Here is a 19,194-nt window from a genome sequence, read left to right on the forward strand (position 1 = left end):
AAGGAAGCGCTCAATGAAACAGGTGGGCAACATGAACAAAGTCTTCAGCAAGGTGACCTTCCCCAACGCCTGCCAACTGATGCGTTGGCATTTTCATCCCATGGGCTTCGAGGCCAGCATGGATGCGCCAGGCAGCATGGTCGCCCGGTTGTTCGACCGGGCCAGCGGCGAGACGCTGATTGCCATCGCCGGCATTCCTTGCGCCACGGTGATGAACGCCGCCGATGTCGAGCGCATCATCGAAGCGGTTGAAGACGAGCTCGAATCCTTCGTGCCGCCCCAGAGCCTTCGGGTCGTCAACTGACATTTGACCGAGCCGGCTTGCCAGTCTCTTGACTGGCCGGACACACGCCTCAGGGTTTGAGGCGTAGATCGGCGAAAAACGCCTTGTCTCCCGCCACCCGATCCGAGGCTTTGGGCCCATTCGCGGCTTGGCCGTCCTGCCCCTCCAGATACCAGTAGCAGTGCTTCACCGCCCGGGTGATGCCCACGTAGGCCAGCCTCAGGATTTCGTCTTTCTGCGCATTGTCGTAGGCCTCGGCATCACCGTCATCGCCCAGCCCGGCCATGCGATAGACCTGGTTCTTGTAAGGCGAACGGGTCAGGTGCTGGCAATCCCCCAGCAAGAACACCACATCGGCCTGCAGCCCCTTGGCACTGTGATAGGTCAATTGCCTGAGCCGACGCCGCTCGACAGGCAAGCTAGAATCAACATTAACCAAGTGATTAATATGCTCATTAATCAATGACTTATCACTACTTTTTCGAAATAACATCAATATACTTTCACCCTGCCGGTAGTGCTCCTCCAAGCGCTTGGCCAAACCGGCGTCGTCGCGATCCAGCACGTTGACCGGCCACGGTTCCTTCGGCACCCCGCTGGCCCTGGCCTTTTTCCCGGCGATTGCCGGTGCCGCGCGGACGATATGTTCGGCAGCGTCGATGATGTGCTGATGACTGCGATAATTGTCGCTAAGCAGGACCCGGGTCGTCGCTGGCGACGGAAATTGCTTGCTGAACTCCATGAAGTATTTGGGCGAACTGCCGCGCCAACCGTAAATCGATTGCCAGTCATCGCCCACGCACAACAACGACGAATGCCGCGCCGCGCGTCCCACCTGCATCGCCGGGCCGCGACGGCGGATTTCCCGCAGACTGGCCCGCAGCCAGGAGACGATCTGTGGTGAAACGTCCTGGAATTCGTCGATCATCAGGTGCGACAACGGGCGCAACAGCTCGTCGCTGAGCAGTGCCTGGTTTTCCGGGGTATTTTCGCCGAACAGCGAGAACATCCGATTATAGGTCATGATCGGTGGCGACTGGGCCAGCAGATGGCTCTCCAGTGCCTTCCAGAACAGGCTCAAGGCCTCGAAGAAGAAGCGGTCCGGATCGTCCGTGGCGAAACTCATCCGCGCCACGGCGCTCGGTACATCCAGGCCGAGGTTCTCGATAAAGCCGGCCGCCATCACGAAACAGTCGAGCAGTGGCGCGCAGGTCAGTTCACCCTTGACCTTATAGTCGAAACCGGGACCTGCCGTGGCATCGCCGGCCAGGGAGGCGAGGACAGATTTTGCCGAGTCATAACTTTCTAACCATATCAATGGTTTACGACAGAAAGCTTGAAATAGGGTGCGTTTTACCGCCCATTCAGCCCGCACCGTGAGCTTGGCTCCGGGACGGCTGATCTGCGCGTTTTCCCGTGGGTCGAAACCGAGCACCACCCAGGCCTCCAACTCAGGGATATAACCGTGGCAATGGAACGGCGAACCGTTGATCTCGACCACTTCACGGTCCGGTTCTATCCCGGGAATCGGCCAGGCGCCGGCGCGAAACCAGAGATCCTCCAGCGTGTCACACAGTTCCTCGTCACGCTTGGATGCCAGTTCGGTGACCGCCATCCGCTTGCGCACATCCGGGTGGTCCTGCTCCAACTCGCGCAGTTGCAAGGCCTGCTTGTAGAGTGGCACCAACACCTCGCGGAAACGCGGATTATCGCTGTACAGGCGCTGATAGCAGGCATTGAGTTGCCGACGCTGGGCATCGTTGATGCGCAGGTCGAACGGATTGCTGTCAGCGCCTTCGTCCGCCAACGGAGCACGCTCGCTGAGGTTCTCGAACGCCTGCAACTGACCGAACCCCGGCAGGCTGCGGACCATGGGCAGAATCCGCGAATGGAAGGTGCGAACCATGTCGCGGGCGTCCCGCGGACTCAGTACATGCCCCCAGAGCCCCATGACTTCCACCAGCTTGGCCATGAAATCCTTGCGCGACTCGCGGGTAAAGGTCACCACCGTCAGCGCGTCCAGCTCGAAGCCCAGGTAGTGGGTCAGCAGCAGGATGCGCAGGACCAGCGAGGTCGACTTGCCCGCTCCGGCACCGGCGATCACCGCCGTGGATGGCGTGTCGCTGAAGATCATTTTCCATTGCGCCGCGCTGGGCTGCGCGTGCGCGGGCAGCAGCCGGGCCACATCGGCCTTGATCCGCTTCTTCAACTCGGCCGTCAGCGGCAGCCGCCAGTCGTCGAACAGGTTGTCGTCGACCCCGGGCGCGCGGTGCTCCGGCGCACGCGTGTCGCGGATCAGCAGGACCTGGCGTCCCTCCTCCAGGCCGTCGCGCCGGCCTTCCTTGTAACCGTATTCGACGCCCGCGCCATGGCCGCTACGAAAGCCGTCGGCCTGGCCCTGCAACCAGGACGCCACATGCTGGGCGCGAAGACGACTCAACCCACCGCCCAGCAATCTGGCCAACAGGCGCTTGAACAGGGGCAATTGAGCCAGGGAGGAAAGTTCGGCAGGCGGTTCGGGTGTCGATAATGGCACGCTGACTCCAGGTAGGCGACGGTCTGGGCGAAAGGCCTATGGTCGCTCCATTGCATCCTGAGTTCTAGTCAATTGCTTGTCGATCAGCCATTTAGGCGACGAATTGAAAGCGGGAAGACAACTATCACCGCCAACAAAGCATCGATTAATACGATTATTTAAAGGCATTTTTTACGCTTTTTATCGATATCAATCTGATAGATGATCGTTGCCATCAACCATCGGTTATCGTCCTGCCCTGGCTTGCGCCGGCCCATGACGAACCTGAACAGGAGAAGACTCATGCTGCAACTTCGACCCTTCAAGAGCCTGGGCGCTGCTCATCACGGCTGGCTGGATGCACACCACCACTTTTCGTTCGCCGAATACCATGATCCGCAACGCATGAACTGGGGTAACCTGCGGGTCTGGAACGACGACGTGATCGCCCCCGGCACCGGTTTTCCAAAGCACCCGCACCGGGATATGGAAATCATCACCTATGTCCGTGAGGGCGCGATCAGCCACGAGGACAACCTGGGTAACAAGGGCCGCACCGAAGCCGGCGACGTCCAGGTCATGAGCGCCGGGACCGGGATCGCCCACAGCGAGTACAACCTGGAATCGACGCCAACCAAGATTTTCCAGATATGGGTCATTCCCAACGAGGCTGGCTCGGCACCGTCCTGGGGGGCCAAACCGTTTCCCAAGGGCGAGCGTGGCGAAGGTTTCGTCACCCTGGCCAGCGGCAAGTCCGGCGACGACCAGAGCCTGCGGATTCGCGCCGATGCGCGCCTGGTGGCGGCCAACCTGAAAGCGGGGGAAACCACCGAGTATCACCTGGACAGCGGTCGTCGCGCCTACCTGGTGCCGGCCACGGGGCTGATCGAGGTCAACGGCCTGCGTGCCGAAGCCCGCGATGGCATCGCGGTAGCCGACGAGCAGGTGCTGCGGGTGACCGCCGTGCAGGACAGCGAAATCATTCTGGTGGACTTGGCTTGACTCGCTGATCGCCCCACCAAAAAAGGGTGAACAACCATTGTGGCGAGCGGGCTTGCCCGCGCTGGGGTGCGAAGCACCCCTGAAACCAGCGAACTCGGTCTATCAGATAGACCGATATCTCCGGTTTCACGACTGCTTCGCAGTCGGGCGCGGGCAAGCCCGCTCGCCACGGCGTCGTGCTCCACGGGATCAGTTCGGGGAGATTGCCCCGTCCACCAGCACCTGCGCCTCTTCCACCAGGCGCTTGAGGTGATCGTCACCGATAAAGCTTTCAGCGTAGATCTTGTAGATATCCTCGGTGCCCGACGGCCGCGCGGCGAACCAGCCGTTCTCGGTCATCACCTTCAACCCGCCAATGGCCTGGTCGTTACCCGGGGCATGACTGAGGATGCGCTGGATCGATTCGCCGGCCAATTGCGTGGACGTCACCTGCTCCGGTGCCAACTTGCTCAGCAGGGCCTTCTGCGCCGGCGTCGCCTTGGCATCGACGCGCACGGAGAACGGCTCGCCCAGCTCATCGGTCAGGCCACGGTAGATCTGGCTCGGATCGCGACCGGTGCGCGAGGTCATTTCCGCCGCCAGCAAGGCCGGGATCAGTCCGTCCTTGTCGGTGGTCCAGACGCTGCCGTCCTTGCGCAGGAACGACGCCCCGGCGCTCTCCTCGCCACCAAAGCCGAGGGAACCGTCGAACAGACCGTCGGCGAACCACTTGAAGCCCACCGGCACCTCATACAGGCGCCGCCCCAGGCGGGCCGCCACCCGATCGATCAGGCCACTGCTGACCACGGTCTTGCCCACCGCCGCGTCGCCGCGCCAGTGCGGACGGTTCTGGAACAGGTAGTCGATGGACACCGCCAGGTAGTTGTTCGGCGCCAACAGGCCGCCGGACGGGGTGACGATGCCATGGCGGTCATGGTCCGGGTCGCAGGCAAAGGCCACGTCGAAACGCTCCTTCAAACCGATCAGGCCCTGCATCGCATGGCTGGAGGACGGGTCCATGCGAATCTTGCCGTCCCAGTCCACGCACATGAAACGGAAGGTCGGGTCGACTTCGGTGTTGACCACTTCCAGGTTCAGTCGATAGTGCTCGGCAATCGCCGACCAGTAACGCACCCCGGCCCCGCCCAGCGGATCCACGCCCAGGCGCAGGCCGGCGGAACGGATGGCGTCCAGGTCGATGACGTTGATCAGGTCCGCCACGTAGGTATTGAGGTAGTCATGGCGATGGGTAGTGTCGGCCTTGAGCGCCTGCTCATAGCTCATCCGCTTCACCCCCGCCAGGCGGTTGCCCAGCAGTTCGTTGGCCTTGGCCTCGATCCACTTGGTGACATGGGTATCGGCCGGGCCACCGTTGGGCGGGTTGTATTTGAAGCCACCACTTTCCGGCGGGTTATGGGACGGGGTGATGACCACACCGTCCGCCAGGCCCGAGGTTCGCCCGCGGTTATAGCAGATGATCGCATGGGACACCGCTGGCGTCGGCGTGTACTCGTCGCCGGTGGCGATCATGGTCTCCACGCTATTGGCGGCGAATACTTCCAGCGCGCTGGCGCCGGCCGGCGTGGACAGGGCGTGGGTATCGATACCGACAAACAGTGGACCGTCGATGCCCTGGGCCTGGCGATACAGGCAGATGGCCTGGCTGATCGCCAGGACATGCCACTCGTTGAAACTCAGCTCGAACGAATTGCCGCGATGCCCGGAGGTGCCGAAGGCCACGCGTTGGGTGGAGATCGCCGCATCGGGCTGGCCGGTGTAATAGGCCGATACCAGTCGCGGGATATCAACCAGCAACTGTGCCGGTGCCGGCTTGCCCGCAAAAGGACTGAGTGTCATGCAAAACCTCTGGAGATGGGTGGTACAGGAGAAGATGCGCAGTTTACTGGCAGTTCGACACTGGCGTTAAGGGTTCTATCCGTTGGCGAAAAGATTTTCCATGCGGCACGCGCTCCCCCGGCAGGGAAGCGCGTGTCTCGACGGCGCAAATGATGCGGTGCGTTAGCGCGCCCGGGCTTTCATTTCGCCAAGAGAAACGACCTGATGATTTTTCAGGTCATAACGCAGTTCTGCAATCAGGTCGGAAATGGCCCGACTGCTGTCAAGCGTCGAAGCCTGGATACCGGTAACCACCAGGTCCACCCGTTCGGATTTTCGGTCGAATACCTTGACCGTCAACGACTCGTCCGCCCCCAGGCTGCATTGACAGCGCGTGGGCAGGAAACTGCTCTCGATGATATTGCGTAACTCCAGCGTGGACAATACTTGCATGGCGACTCTCTCCTTTATGTGAGACGGCCAGGTCTTTGGCAGAATAGCCAGCGTTAGCCATTCACAACGGCACTTCAAGCGGGCGCCCGGTCCAGCCCTGGAGGGCGACAGCCTCCTCTAGATTAGGCCGTTTTACCCCGGCCGTTAAGGTTATTCGTCCGACAATCCGACACAATGACCACGCACTCAGCGTGCCGAAACAAGATGAATTATTGTTTGCTGGAATAATCAATGCTTTAAAGTGCTAATAGGCCCGCGTGCCAGTGCAAAATGCATCAAATGCCTTCTACGACCATGCCGTTTGCCGGTATCGTGGCAAACGCCCTGGCCTGGACGGGCATCCAACGCCAGTGTCATTCGGCGCCGTGCCGCAACCGCATCCATCAAACGAGGGAGTTCCCCTCATGACAGGGCAACGAGAGCTCATGAATTCGACGACTATCGCCGCAACCCTCCTGCTGGCGCTGACGACCACCGGCGCGGTCGCCGCCGACAAAGCCGACCTGGCCGCCTTTCCCAAGGCCGAGGACGGATTTACCCGCTCGGTCATTCGCGTGCCGAAGATGACCAAGGACTCCGATCATCGGGTCGAGATCATCGCCGGCAAGGTCATGCCGGTCGATTGCAACCAGAAGCGCCTGGGCGGCAACCTTGACGAAAAGAACCTGGAGGGTTGGAGCTACTCCTATTACCGCCTGGAGAAAGTCACCGGGCCGGTCTCCACCCTGATGGCCTGCCCACCTGGCAGCAAGACGAAAAAAGATTTCATCCCGGTGATCGGCGAAGGCTACATGCTGCGTTACAACAGCAAGTTGCCGCTGGTGATCTACGCCCCCGATGACCTCGAAATCCGTTACCGGATCTGGTCGCCTTCCAAGCTGATCAAGCCTGCCAGCCGCGAATAACCCGTGCCGACTCACGCGCCCCCGGCTTTTCATACAGAGCCCAGGGCCGCGCGTTCGGCGACATGGCGCAGACTGTCGAAGTTGATGTTGGCCCCAGAGTTGATCGCCACCAGGGTCTGCTCGCGCACGCCGTGCGCGACCACATACTGCTTGATCCCCGCCACCGCCAGCGCGCCGGAAGGCTCGGCTACTTCTTTACCCTGACCGTGATGTACATGTTGCTCAACTGGCTGCCTTCGCTGCTGCTGGAACAAGGTTTCAGCAAGCCGCAGGCCAGCTTGGTGCAGGTGCTGTTCAACATCGGCGGTGCGCTCGGCTCCCTGCTTGGCGGCCTGCTACTGGATCGCTGCAACGGTATCAAGGTAGTGCTGTTCGTGTATGCCGGGTTGCTGGCAGCGTTGGCCGGAGTCGGCCTGTCGCTGGGCATAGTGCCAATGGCCGTCGCCGGGTTTGCCGCGGGGCTGTTCGTGATGGCCGCGCAATTGGTGCTCTATGCCCTGGCGCCGCCTTCGTATCCGACCTCGGTGCGGGCCACCGGAGTGGGGGCGGCCGTTGCGATCGGCCGCCTGGGATCAGTGACCGGTCCCCTGGCGGCGGGACAGATTCTGGCAGCCGGGGCGGGTACCACTGGGGTGTTGCTGGCGGCTTCACCTGGCTTGGTGATTGCCGCGTTGACCATCATCGGCGTGATCGCACGAGCAGCCCCGCTGAACGTATCGATGAAAAACGCCAAGGCCTGATATCCGTGATCAAGGTGGAACAGAACCAGTGGGAGCGGGCTCGCTCCCACACGCATCGCGCTTAACCGTTGAGAGCGCTCTGGCAGGCATTCACTGGCGGCACACACTGGCGCCAGGGCTGGGCCTGTTCCAGTTGCGCGGCCAAGGCCAGCAAGGTCGCTTCCTCGCCAAAGCGGCCGGCGAAATGCGCGCCCATGGGCAAGCCTTGCGCGCTCCAATGCAGCGGCACCGACATCGCCGGTTGTCCGCTGGCGTTGAACAAAGCGGTAAACGGCGAGTAGCTGTGGAAGCGCTCGATCAATTCATCAAGGCTCAGGCTGGCGTCGCGCAGATCCAGCTCGCCGATTGGCACCGGTTCACGGGTCAGGGTCGGGCTGAGGATCAGGTCGTAATCCTGCATGAACAGCGCCAACTGCCGGCCGAGGGCATGGATCCACTCCACGGCCGCCGCATATTGCGCGCCGCTGACCCCACCCTTGTCGCGCAAAATGATGCGCGTGCGGACTTCCAGCTCCTCGGGCCGCACCGGCGCGCCACGCATCTGTCCCAACAGCTCGACGTAGTTGCGCGTGCTGGCACCGATGATGGTGAACACCTGATCGAGAAACTCGGGCAGTACCACCGGTAACCGGGCAGGCTCAACCCGATGTCCCAGGGACTCGCACAGGCTCGCGGCCTGATGCACCGCCGCCAGACTTTGCGGAGAGGTCGGCCAGGGCCCGAGCTGATCCACCAGGGCGATCCGCAATGGCCGTGGTGCCTGCTCCAAGGCCGTCACATAAGGCCGTGCCTGCCGCGGCGCGGCATAGGGCGCGCCCAGATCGGCCCCAGCCGTGGCATCGAGCAGCGCCGCGCTGTCGCGCACCGACAAGGTGATGCAGTGGTTGGTCCCCATGCCCGCCCAGCCCTCGCCGATCATCGGTCCGGAGGGCAGCAAACCACGGCTGGGCTTGAGCCCGAAAACCCCGCAACAGGACGCTGGCACCCGCAACGAGCCACCGCCGTCATTGCCATGGGCAAAAGGCACCACCCGTGCCGCCACCAACGCCGCCGCCCCACCGCTGGAGCCGCCAGCACTATGCTGGGTATTCCATGGGTTGCGGGTGGCGCCAAAGCGAGTCGATTCTGTGGAGTAGGAGGTACCGAATTCCGGCGCCGTGCTGGTGCCGACAATCAGGCAACCGGCGCGGCGCAGGCGGGTCACCACCTCAGACTCGAAATCGGCGCGAGCCGCGCCCAGGGCCAGGGAACCATTGGTCATCGCCGCTCCTCGCACCGGCGCGAACAGGTCCTTGATCAAGGTCGGCACACCGGCAAACAGCCCCTCGCGAACCCCGGGTTCGAGTGCCGCTTCGCGGGCCTGCTCGTAGAGCCGCTCGGCCACCGCATTGAGCTGGGGCTCGACCCTCTCCAGACGTTCGATCACCGCGTCGAGCAGCTCCACCGGCTGCACGTCGCCGCACCTGACCAGCGCGGCCAGGCCGCTGGCGTCTTCTTTGTCCAATAGCTGCTGGATGTCTTGCATGCTTGATACTCCGACTCTATTTCAATGACGAGGGGGTGGATACGGCGACAGCATTCGAGCGCTGACGCGCCAACGCGGCGATCCCCCACAGGAACGCGGCAGCGACACTGGCAAGGGCCAGCCATGCGATGGAATGGCGCAAGTCACCCGTAAACGCCCCCAGAGCCACCACCACCAAGGGGCTGACGAATTGACCGAAATACAGGCAGGCGGTGAAGCCGCCCAGCCCGCGACCACGGGTTCTGGCACTCAGGGCCTCCATTACCGGGGCCATGACATTGGGTACCAGCAGCCCCGCGCCCAAACCATGGATCAGCACCGCCAACAGCACTTGCTCATAGCTGTGCCCGCGCATCAGCAACCACAGCCCGATCCCCAGCAACAGCAGCAATAGCCCATTGGTACCAGCGATCCCCAGGCGCCGCCGCAGCAGCGGCCAAGCCAGGGAGCCGCCCAGGGTGGCCAGCAGGCTCAGGCCGGCGGACAAACCGATCAGGGTGCTCGACGTTACGCCGAGACCGACCAGCAAGATGGGGGTTTGTACCGGCACCACAAAGCACAGCACCATACCGCCGAGGATCAGCAGATAACCCACAACCAGCGGCAGGAACGCCACCCGCTGCGCGCCTTGCGCCTCGACGGACGGCTGGGCACTAACCGGTTCCCAGAGCAGCTTGAGCATGGCTGGCACCAACAGCAGCGGTAATAGATAGAGAAGGAACGGCAAGCGCCAGGAATGCTCGCCCAAGGCGCCGCCCAGGACGTAGAACAACGCACCGACCAGGCCGATGGTGACCACCTGGCGATTGATGTAGTGCAACCGTTCCTCACCCTGCCAATAGTCGGCGATCAGCGCCGCGCAACAGGTCATCACCGCTGCCTCGGCCACCCCGAACAGCAGGCGTACCGCAACAATCGAGAGCAGGTCGCCGAGCAACGCCGGCAGCGCGCCAAGCAAGGCATAGAGCACGGTGGCAAACACCAGCAGCGCCTTGCGTCCGACCCGATCGGCGAGCCAGCCGGCCAGCGGCGCGCACACGGCAATCGCCAGCGCCGGCCCGGTCACCGCCAATGGCAGCAGCACACCGGCCTGCGGATTGAGTGGAGCGAACTCGGCCCCCAGTTTCGGCAGGATCGGCGCAACCATCGCCGCGCCCATGATGGTCAGGCTACTGCCCAGCATCAGCACCAGCCCTTCACGGCGCCCCGTGGCCTGACGCGTGACGGGCGTGGCCAGAGTCGAAGCAGAATGCACATCGGTCATGATCCGGCCCTCAGAAGCTTTGGGAAACGCGCAAGGCGACGGTGTAGCCTTCGGCGCGGTTGCTAGCGCCCTGCTCTTTGTAAACGTGCAGCCAGATCGGCGGCAGCCCCGGTTTGAAGTAGCTCACCGCCGGCCCCACCGCCAGCACCCGGGCCCGATTGCCACCGGTCAGGCCCGGGGCTTCATCATCGGTGAACTGACGGTAGTAGTAGCCGCCAATGCCAGCGGTCCAGGGACCGAAGTGCTGGCCCACGGCGAACTCGTGACGGTACTCGATGCCGCTCTTGTAGTCGGTAGCCGGGTTGCGTGTGTTGACGTCCGCCTCGAAGCTGGACGACACCTCGAAGCCGCTGTCGCTGATGTAGGTGGCGTTGACGATGGGGGAAAAAGTCCAGTGGTTGAGCCCGGGGGATACCAGTCGGTTCTTGTCGTAGTCACCGGTTGGCGCCTGGATCTGAAACTGGGTATTGATGAACAGATTGGGCGACAGGTTCCACTGCAGGATCAGGGGCAGGAACTGCACATCGGCCAGGCGGAAGGGATCGGCGTCCAGTTTCAGTGGCCCAGCCGGTGTCGGCACTTCCAGGGACGCGTCCATCTTGAAGAACGGCACCACCGTGCCGAAGCCGTATTGGGCACCCAACACGGTGTAGTTGGTCATGCGCATGTAGGCCAGGCCAATAGACAGCACGTCCAGGGAGAACTTGTTGTCCACGGAGCGTCCGTGGCTGTCTTTCTGCACATGGGTCGAATAAAAGGCGGTACGCAGGCCCAGGGTGCCGAACGGCGTGGCCGGCGGCATCATCCCCGCGCCGAAGTCATAGACCCCCACGGCGGTGGTGGGTGAGCCGTTTTCAGTGGCCTGCGCGGCGGCGCATAAACCGAACAGCCCCAAGGTGAACACGCTGACGCGGCGAATACTTGAATTGTTGTTGTGGTGACTCATCGAATGCCCCTCCCAATCAAATGGTGTGGGCCATCCTAGTAACGGTCCCGGGTAGCGGGTTATCCGTTTTCAGCACAGTTGATGGCGACGCAAGGTCTGCGATGGCGTCTCGCCGAACAGCGTCCGATAATCGCTGGCAAAGCGACTCAGGTGCCAGAAGCCCCAGCGCGCCGCCACCTCTTGCACCCCTTGCTCATAGAGGCTGTCACGCAGCTCACGGCGCACCGCGTTGAGGCGCAGTGCCCGCAAGTAGGCCACGGGATTGATACCCAGGGTTTCCTGGAAACAGTACTGGAGTTTGCGCCGGCTGGCGCCGATGTGATTGCACAGGTCGAGGATCGACAAGGGCTCGTCCAGATGCCCCAGCGCATATTCCCTGGCACGATCGACCATGCGCTTGCGCGCCGTCGGATTGAGGGGTGGCGCCTGATCCGGTGCCACCAGCTCCAGCAACTGCACCATCACCGCGTCGCGGATCCCATGACGAATCGCCTCATGACCCAGCAGGTTATCTTGCCCCTGATCGGCAGCGGCCAACTCATCGAACAATAGCGTCAGCTCGGCTTGCACCGAGGAAGTGCCCAAACGGTAACACCTGGGAAGATCGGTAATTCGAAACCGGCTGGCCTGGCGTTCCAGAACATGCTCCAGGGCCTGGATTTCAACCGTGACGGCCAAGAGGTCCAGATGCTCGGGGATGCGCAGATCGGGCAAGTGCTCACCATGAGCCACCAGCAGGCTCTGCTCATGGATCGGATGCCCGGCGCAAAACACCGGCCCCTGTGAGCTCAGTGGCACGCTGAAGGTGATGGCCCCCGCCCAGGCGCTACCACTCTTGAGCATGGACTGATTGGTGCGGTCGCGCACCAGCTGCATCCAGCCGGCACGGAACTCGATCAGCTCGCCCTCGAAGCGCCCCGGCGTCATCTGATCGTAACGCACCTGCCAGCCACCCATGTTACGCGCGTGCTGATCGATATCATGGGTGTGATACCGCTGAATCGCTGAAGGCATACCCGAGGTTGCCATGGTGGTTTCCACGGCTGAATTATTGTTGTTCATGGACGGTTCCTGTTGAGCACACAAGGCTTACAGGCAGTTGCTTACGCAAGTTCCATTCCGCCACATCGACCACTGGCGCTATTGTGCCGAAAATGGCTAATGGCGACGCCGCAGCCTACGCCGGCCACACCGTAGATCCAGCATCGCTACCTCACGACTGGGCGTCCATTTCCTCCCAAACCGCCTCAGCCAGATGGAAGGTGGCGTTGGCCGCGGGAATGCCGCAATAGATCGCGCTCTGCATCAACACTTCCTTGATCTCGTCGCGGGTCACGCCATTGTTTTTTGCCGCACGCAAATGCAGGCGCAACTCCCCTTCGCGGTTCATGCCGATCAGCATGGCGATGGTGATCAGGCTGCGGGTGTGCCGTGGCAATCCGGGGCGAGTCCAGATATCGCCCCAGGCATGCCGGGTGATCATCTCCTGGAACTCGCCATTGAACGGAGTCAGCTTTTCGAGACTGCGATCCACGTGGGCATCGCCGAGCACTTCGCGGCGTACTTTCATGCCGGCTTCGTAGCGTTGTTGTTCGTCCATTTCAGGATCCTGTTCTAAGGTTTGAAGGCGTGATGTTCGGCCAGCGCGCGCTGGACCCAGCGCTGTGACTGCCCCAGGTAGTGGGCCGGATCCAGCAGGCGGTCCAGTTCCCCGACGGACAATTGCGCGGTCACTTGCGGTTCGCCAGCGAGTACCTGACGCAGGTGTTCGCCCCGCGCCACCGCGCGGCGGCAGCATTGCTCGACCAGATGGTGCGCCGCATCACGGCCGATACACCGGGACAAGGCGATGCTCACGGCTTCCGCCAGCACCAGCCCTTTGGTCAGTTCCAGGTTCTGCAGCATGCGCCCACTGTCGACTTCCAACCCTGGCACCACCTGCAACGCTTGTTGCAGCGCGCCGGATACCAGGCAGCAGAGCTCCGGCAAGGTTTCCCATTCGGCATGCCAGAGGCCGAGGCTGCGCTCATGTTCCTGCGGCATTGCGCTGAACATCGTCGCCACCAGCCCGGGGGCCCGGGTCGCCGCGCCGATCATCACTGCCGCGCCGACCGGATTGCGCTTGTGCGGCATGGTCGAGGAGCCGCCCTTGCCGGGTGCGGCCGGCTCGAACACCTCGCCCGCTTCGGTCTGCATCAGCAAACTGAGATCGCGCCCGACTTTGCCCAGGCTGCCGGCGATCATCCCCAGCAGACTGGCGAACTCCACCAAACGATCACGCTGGGTGTGCCAGGGTTGCTCGGGCAGGTTCAGATTCAACTCACCGGCCAGGGCTCCCGCCACCGCGAAAGCCTGATCACCCAAGGCCGCCAGGCTGCCGGAAGCTCCGCCGAATTGCAGGCACAGCAAACGCGGTTTGATTTCAACGAGGCGCTGGCGATGGCGAGTGATGGCGCCCAGCCAACCGGCGATTTTCATGCCCAGGGTCACGGGTGTCGCCTGTTGCAGCCAGGTACGCCCGGCCAGTGGCGTGCTCGCGTAGCGCGTGGCCTGCTCGGCGAGCGCATCGGCCAGGCTCGCCAGATCGCGTTGCAACAGCTCGATGGCGCAACGCAGTTGCAGCACCAGGCCGCTGTCCATCACGTCCTGACTGGTGGCGCCCATATGCAGGTAACGCTCAGCCGTCGGGTTGACCGCGGCAATCTTCTTGCCCAATGCCTTGACCAGCGGAATCGCTGAATTACCGGCATTGCCGATGGCCACGGCCAGCTCGTCGATATCGAACAGCTGCGCGCGACAGGCTACTTCGATATCGGCAACCACCTCCTGGGGAATCAGCCCGCTGCTGGCTTCGGCACGGGCCAGGGCGGCTTCGAAATCGAGCATGCCCTGCAACCGGCCCTGATCGGAAAAAATCGCCCGCATGGTCGGCTGGGTGAAATAGGCATCGAAAAGTTGATTCGTCGGTCTGTTCAAACCACAGCTCCAGGATTCATGAAAATCAGTGAGGCGCTCTCAGGTAGCATCCGCATGGCTGACCAGTCCCTTGATCACGACCGCCAGGGTCGCCAATGCCGCGGGTACCACCAGGGCGGTCAGCACCTGTTCGAAGTTCCAGCCCAGGCCCAATAACGTCGCTCCGGCCCAGGCTCCCAGGATCGCGCCGAAACGACCAATGCCGAGCATCCACGACACCCCGGTGGCGCGCCCCTGGGTTGGATAGAAGCGCGCGGCCAGTGAGGGCATCGCCGATTGCGCGCCGTTGATGCACATGCCGGCCAACAGTACCAGGGCGGCCAAGAGGCTGACATGGCCGAGGTTCTGCCCCACCAGCCAGGCGAATACGCCCGCCAACAGGTAGGCAGCGCCAATGACCTTGTGCGGATTGAATCTATCCATCGCCCAGCCCACCCCCACGGCACTGAGCACGCCGCCGAACTGGAACAGCGCGCCGATAAAGGCCGATTGCTCCATGCTCGCGCCGCTGTCATGCATCAGGGTCGGCAACCAGCTGGTCAGCAGGTACACGATCACCAAACCCATGAAATAAGTCAGCCACAACAACAGGGTCCCCGCGCTATAGGTAGCGGAGAAAATCACCTTCAACACGTTGCGACTCTGTACCACCGTCTGTTCCGGCACGCTGAAGCCGGTGGCCGCCGCGACGTCCAAGGGTGCGATGGGTGCCAGCACCCGGCGAATCCGCTCCACGCCGCGATTGCGCACCACCAGAAAGCGTGCCGACTCCGGCAGCCGGAACAACAGCACCACCGCCAGCAGCAGGGGCAAGATCCCGCCGAGCATCAGCAGGCTGTGCCAGCCCAGTAGCGGAATCAGCTTGGCCGAGACGAACCCGCCACAGGCCATGCCCAGATTGAAACCGCAGAACATGCTGGTCACCAGCAACGATTTGAGCCGCTCCGGGGTATATTCGGACAACAGCGTGGTGGCATTGGGCATCGCCGCCCCCAGGCCCAGACCGGTGAGCAGACGCAGGGCCAGCAGTTGATCGATGTTGCTGCTGTAGGCCGACAGCAAACTGAACGCGCCGAACAGAAACACCGCCACCACCAGCACCACTTTGCGCCCGAAACGGTCGGCCAGGGGGCCGGAACCCAGGGCACCGAAGACCATGCCGATCAGCGCGGCACTCATCACCGGTCCCAGGCTGGCACGATCAATGCCCCAGTCCTGGCTCAAGGCCGGGGCAATAAAGCCCATGGCCGCCGTGTCCAGACCGTCGAGAAAGACGATCAGGAAACACAGCAGCACCACCCGCCATTGATAGCTGGAGAGTGGCTTGGTGTTGATCAATAGCTGAACATCAAGCGTGCCCACCACGGGCACAGGGGCGAATAACGACATACAGGCATTTCCTTCTTATTATTATCGGGTCGCTTGCATCGGCAAGCGCCCTACAAGCGCACGCAAGCCACAACCTTAGAAGTCGAAGAACACCGTTTCCGCCTCGCCTTGAACATGGATGTCAAAACGATAGGCCAGCTTGCCGTCAACCGTGCAACGCTTGGCAACCAGGGTCTCGCGGCGTTGCGGTTGTTCGATCAGGTTCAGTACCGGATCGAGCGCATTGGCCTCGGCTTCGTCGTCGAAGTACAGACGGGTCTGCAGGTGAATGTTGATGCCCCGGGCAAACAGCGAAACATTGATGTGGGCCGCCATGGGCACACCGGCGGCATTGTTCAGCGTACCGGGCTTGATGGTCTTCAGCAGCCACTCGCCGGTATCCGTGGTGGCGGTACGGCCAAAGCTGTTGAAGGCTTTTTCCAGGTTGTAATCGCTGTCGTAGACCCCTTCGTGGTTGGCCTGCCAGAACTCCAGGAACGAATCGCGAATCAGGTGACCATTACCATCGTAGACATGGCCCAACAGCAGGATATGCTCGCCCGGCGCACCGGGTTTGGCCATCTCGTTCCAGATTTCCTGCTCGCGCGGCGGGTTGCCGGCGGCCTCCAGCGCCAGGCCGATATGCACGTAGGGACCGGCGGTCTGCGAAGGGGTTTCAGGCAGAAGTTGAACGGGCATGCGCGTGCCTCCTCAGCGGTTTTCGAAGTGGGTCTTGCGCTGGCCGCGCAAAACGATATCAAAGCGATAAGCCAGGCAATCCATGGGATTGGCCATGCTCATGTCGAGCCTGGCGATCAGGCTCTGCACCGCTTCCGGATTGGCGATCGACTTGACGATCGGGCACATCGGGATAAGCGGATCGCCTTCGAAATACAGCTGGGTAATCAAGCGCGCGGCAATCGACGGGCCGCTGATGGAGAAGTGGATATGCGCCGGACGCCAGTCGTTGGGACCATTGCGCCACGGGTACGGGCCTGGCTTGACCGTGCGGAAACTGTAGTTGCCGTCGCGGTCGGTCAGGGCCCGGCCGACGCCACCGAAATTCGGGTCGATGGGTGCCAGGTAGCTGTCTTTCTTGTGCCGGTAGCGGCCACCGGCGTTGGCTTGCCACATCTCCACCAGGGTATGCGGGATCGGCTTGCCGTACTGGTCGCAGACCCGCCCGGCGACAATGATGCGCTCGCCGATGGGCAGGCCGCCATTGTTGAAGTTCAGCAGCAGATCGTTATCGTGCTGGTTCATCTTCAGATGGGAAAAGTCCGGGCCGCTGGTTTCCGACAGGGACTGGGGAATGCTCACCAGGGCCTGGCGTGGCGAACGCAGGATCGAGGTTTTGTAATCAGGCGTCAGGGCTTTTGGGTGCCAATTGCGGTCACGAATGACGAAGCGGCTGTTGTCCGCGTCAGACATACCAGTCTCCTTATTGTTAGAGGTAAAGCTGCATGGCTAGCAGTCTGTGCCTCAGTCTCCCCTGATAGAGCCCTCTGCAAAACTGAAAAAACCGACCTTATCCATATCCAAATGGTTATGGATAACAACCCTCGCGGTAGGCCTGCCCCACCTCGCGCAGCACCTCCACGCACCATTGCGCCGCCAGTGGCATCGGCAGCGCCGGATTGCTGCACAACCCCACCGAACCGCCCGGTTCGCGAATCCCCAACTCCAGTTCGACCAGTTCCCCGCGACTCAGGTCCTGTCTGACCGCGTCGAACGGCGCGACCCAGATTGCCTGGCTGCATTGCACGTAGCGTCGACTCAGGGTCAACGACAGGGTCTCCAGGCGCTGGCGCGGGGGGCTGATGCCATGCTGTACAAACAGACTGTCGGCGAACTGGCGAATCGTCGTCCCCGCCAGCGGCAATACCAGCGGGTAGCCTTCGAGGTTTTTATGGGCCTGAGGATCGGCCAACAGTGGATGACCGCTGCGCACCACCAGGGTCATGGATTCGCTGTACAGATGCTCGAACGCCAGCCCGAGGATCTGCGGGCTGTCTGTCATGCGTCCGACCACCAGATCCAGCTCGCCCACCCGCAGCCGCGACAACAGGTACGCGCTCGGCCCGGTCACCACGCTGACCACCAGCGCGGGATGGCGGGCATGCAAACGGCAGACGACTTCGGGTACCAGTACACTTTCCACGGTCGAGAGCACGCCGAGTCTCGCGGTGATCGGCTCGTGCTCGCCGGAACGCAGGCTATTGACCCCTTCACGCAGGGCCTGGACGCTGGGCCCGGCGTAACGCAGAAAGGCCACCCCGGCCTCGGTCAGCGCCGCGCCGCTTTTACTGCGCACGAACAAAGTCGCGGCCAGCAGGGTTTCCAGCTCCTTGAGGGTCTTGGACAGCGCCGGCTGGCTGATCGCCAGTTTGTCCGCGGCACGTGCCAGGCTGCCCTGGCGCGCCACTTCGAGAAAGCACACCAGATGACGGAATTTGATTCGAGTATCGATATTCACCGCAGTTCGCTGCCTTCGAGGTCGGGCATCCGCTAACGCTGGATACGGAATTGTTTCGGTGACAGCCCCGTGCCGCGCTTGAAAAAGCGCGAGAAGTAGGCCGGTTCGGAAAAACCCAGGCGGTCCGACACCTGGTTGATGGTCATCGCGGTGTAGACCAGATCGCGCTTGGCTTCCAGCAGCAGCCGCTGGTTGATCATCTGCAACGCCGATTGCCCACAGAGGCGCCGGCACAGGGCATTGAGGTGAGCGGTGCTGATGCCCAATGTCGCCGCATAGTGCTCGATGGGCAGGTGTTCGCGAAAGCGCTGCTCCAATGTCCGGGTGAACACCTGCAAGTGCTCGCGCCCCCGCTCAAGCGGCAACGCGTCCGGTGCCGACAGCTCCAGGCCGCGCCGAGCGAGCCAGATGGACAGCACCGTGATCAACGATTGCAGCATCGGATCACGACCGGGTTGCTGTTGGCTGTACTCCCGGGTGATGGCTGAAAACAGCGTGTCCAGATACGGATGCGCGGAGCCGATCGGGTAACAGGCCGCCGTGGTCAGCACCGGACTGTTGAGCGAAGCACCCAGCTGTTCGGCCAGGGGCAGCGCCAGGCTGAGCACGTGGCCCTGGATATCCTCGGAGAACTTGAAGGTGTGTACGCTCAGCGCCGGCACGACTTGCAGCGAAGGTGAATCGATGTGGTGAATCGCGTCTTCGACTTTCAGCGTCGCCCGCCCTGCCTGCACGTACAGAAGCTGCACCAGGTCGCTGTGCCGATGGGGTTTTATTTCCCAGCCGTGCAGCTGGCTGCGCTCGGGGATCGACTCGCAATGAATCAGGTCGGGCGTCGGCCAGACGCCGGTTTCACCGTAGAGTTTGAACACCGGAACAGGCACAGCGAATGATTTCGACATCTCCCTCCCCTTGCGACGATCCAC

General features: G+C 62.3%; 17 protein-coding genes and 2 pseudogenes. 4 read left to right on the forward strand and 15 right to left on the reverse strand.

Translation table 11 applies throughout. The features are described from left to right. The first annotated feature begins 13 nt into the window (after positions 1-13). On the forward strand, positions 14-304 hold the full coding sequence (locus PFEN_RS17370) for a DUF1652 domain-containing protein (RefSeq protein WP_191488055.1): 291 nt from the start codon (positions 14-16) through the stop codon (positions 302-304). Positions 305-353: 49 nt separating this feature from the next. Here PFEN_RS17370 and PFEN_RS17375 read toward each other — a convergent pair whose 3' ends face one another. Further along, a complete protein-coding gene (locus tag PFEN_RS17375) occupies positions 354-2,819 on the reverse strand; it encodes a UvrD-helicase domain-containing protein (protein WP_191488056.1) in 2,466 nt (821 codons plus the stop codon). A gap of 282 nt (positions 2,820-3,101) precedes the next feature. Here PFEN_RS17375 and PFEN_RS17380 point away from each other — a divergent pair, with 282 nt between their 5' ends. Continuing rightward, positions 3,102-3,800, forward strand: coding sequence for a pirin family protein (locus tag PFEN_RS17380; protein ID WP_191488057.1), 699 nt, complete (start codon positions 3,102-3,104; stop codon positions 3,798-3,800). A 189-nt stretch (positions 3,801-3,989) separates the two neighbouring features. On the opposite strand, the gene pgm is transcribed toward PFEN_RS17380, so the two are convergent. Both pgm and PFEN_RS17390 read right to left on the reverse strand, forming a co-directional pair. Then, the gene (gene pgm / locus PFEN_RS17385; RefSeq protein WP_191488058.1) at positions 3,990-5,636 is read right to left on the reverse strand and encodes a phosphoglucomutase (alpha-D-glucose-1,6-bisphosphate-dependent); all 1,647 of its coding nucleotides are present in this window, start codon (positions 5,634-5,636) and stop codon (positions 3,990-3,992) included. 162 nt (positions 5,637-5,798) lie between these two features. Beyond that, positions 5,799-6,068: a DUF1652 domain-containing protein gene (locus PFEN_RS17390; RefSeq protein ID WP_191488059.1), complete on the reverse strand. Its 270-nt coding sequence runs from the start codon at positions 6,066-6,068 to the stop codon at positions 5,799-5,801. A gap of 425 nt (positions 6,069-6,493) precedes the next feature. Between PFEN_RS17390 and eco the strand changes: the two genes are divergently transcribed. After that, positions 6,494-6,973 (forward strand): serine protease inhibitor ecotin, encoded by a 480-nt coding sequence (eco, locus tag PFEN_RS17395; RefSeq protein ID WP_191488060.1) that lies wholly within the window; start codon positions 6,494-6,496, stop codon positions 6,971-6,973. A gap of 38 nt (positions 6,974-7,011) precedes the next feature. Here eco and PFEN_RS17400 read toward each other — a convergent pair. Beyond that, positions 7,012-7,158, reverse strand: a pseudogene (locus PFEN_RS17400) (threonine ammonia-lyase, biosynthetic); the annotation flags it as partial. On the opposite strand from PFEN_RS17400, the pseudogene PFEN_RS17405 reads away from it, so the two are divergent. Then, positions 7,156-7,713, forward strand: a pseudogene (locus PFEN_RS17405) (MFS transporter); the annotation flags it as partial. The pseudogenes PFEN_RS17400 and PFEN_RS17405 sit on opposite strands and share 3 nt — an antisense overlap. Before the next feature lie 61 nt (positions 7,714-7,774). Here the strand turns inward: PFEN_RS17405 and PFEN_RS17410 are convergent. From PFEN_RS17410 to PFEN_RS17460, 11 genes are all read right to left on the reverse strand, one after another. Then, a complete protein-coding gene (locus PFEN_RS17410; RefSeq protein ID WP_191488061.1) occupies positions 7,775-9,238 on the reverse strand; it encodes an amidase in 1,464 nt (487 codons plus the stop codon). 16 nt (positions 9,239-9,254) lie between these two features. Then, a complete protein-coding gene (locus PFEN_RS17415; protein WP_191488062.1) occupies positions 9,255-10,502 on the reverse strand; it encodes an MFS transporter in 1,248 nt (415 codons plus the stop codon). Positions 10,503-10,512: 10 nt separating this feature from the next. Then, a complete protein-coding gene (locus tag PFEN_RS17420) occupies positions 10,513-11,448 on the reverse strand; it encodes a transporter (RefSeq protein ID WP_191488063.1) in 936 nt (311 codons plus the stop codon). Between the two features lie 69 nt (positions 11,449-11,517). Continuing rightward, entirely contained in the window at positions 11,518-12,510 is a 993-nt protein-coding gene (locus PFEN_RS17425; RefSeq protein ID WP_191488064.1) for a helix-turn-helix domain-containing protein, read from the reverse strand. Between the two features lie 151 nt (positions 12,511-12,661). After that, positions 12,662-13,048: a 4-carboxymuconolactone decarboxylase gene (gene pcaC / locus PFEN_RS17430; protein WP_191488065.1), complete on the reverse strand. Its 387-nt coding sequence runs from the start codon at positions 13,046-13,048 to the stop codon at positions 12,662-12,664. A 14-nt stretch (positions 13,049-13,062) separates the two neighbouring features. Next, positions 13,063-14,424: a 3-carboxy-cis,cis-muconate cycloisomerase gene (locus tag PFEN_RS17435; protein WP_191488066.1), complete on the reverse strand. Its 1,362-nt coding sequence runs from the start codon at positions 14,422-14,424 to the stop codon at positions 13,063-13,065. Between the two features lie 39 nt (positions 14,425-14,463). Beyond that, entirely contained in the window at positions 14,464-15,813 is a 1,350-nt protein-coding gene (locus PFEN_RS17440; protein ID WP_191488067.1) for an MFS transporter, read from the reverse strand. 75 nt (positions 15,814-15,888) lie between these two features. Then, positions 15,889-16,491 (reverse strand): protocatechuate 3,4-dioxygenase subunit alpha, encoded by a 603-nt coding sequence (gene pcaG, locus PFEN_RS17445; RefSeq protein WP_191488068.1) that lies wholly within the window; start codon positions 16,489-16,491, stop codon positions 15,889-15,891. Positions 16,492-16,503: 12 nt separating this feature from the next. Beyond that, complete coding sequence (gene pcaH / locus PFEN_RS17450) at positions 16,504-17,223, reverse strand: protocatechuate 3,4-dioxygenase subunit beta (RefSeq protein ID WP_191488069.1); 720 nt, start codon at positions 17,221-17,223, stop codon at positions 16,504-16,506. Between the two features lie 115 nt (positions 17,224-17,338). Next, positions 17,339-18,268, reverse strand: coding sequence for a pca operon transcription factor PcaQ (pcaQ, locus tag PFEN_RS17455; RefSeq protein ID WP_191488070.1), 930 nt, complete (start codon positions 18,266-18,268; stop codon positions 17,339-17,341). Positions 18,269-18,300: 32 nt separating this feature from the next. Further along, entirely contained in the window at positions 18,301-19,170 is an 870-nt protein-coding gene (locus PFEN_RS17460; protein WP_191488071.1) for a helix-turn-helix domain-containing protein, read from the reverse strand. Between the last annotated feature and the right edge of the window lie 24 nt (positions 19,171-19,194).

This window comes from Pseudomonas sp. FEN, from assembly GCF_904067045.1.
GTDB lineage: Bacteria > Pseudomonadota > Gammaproteobacteria > Pseudomonadales > Pseudomonadaceae > Aquipseudomonas.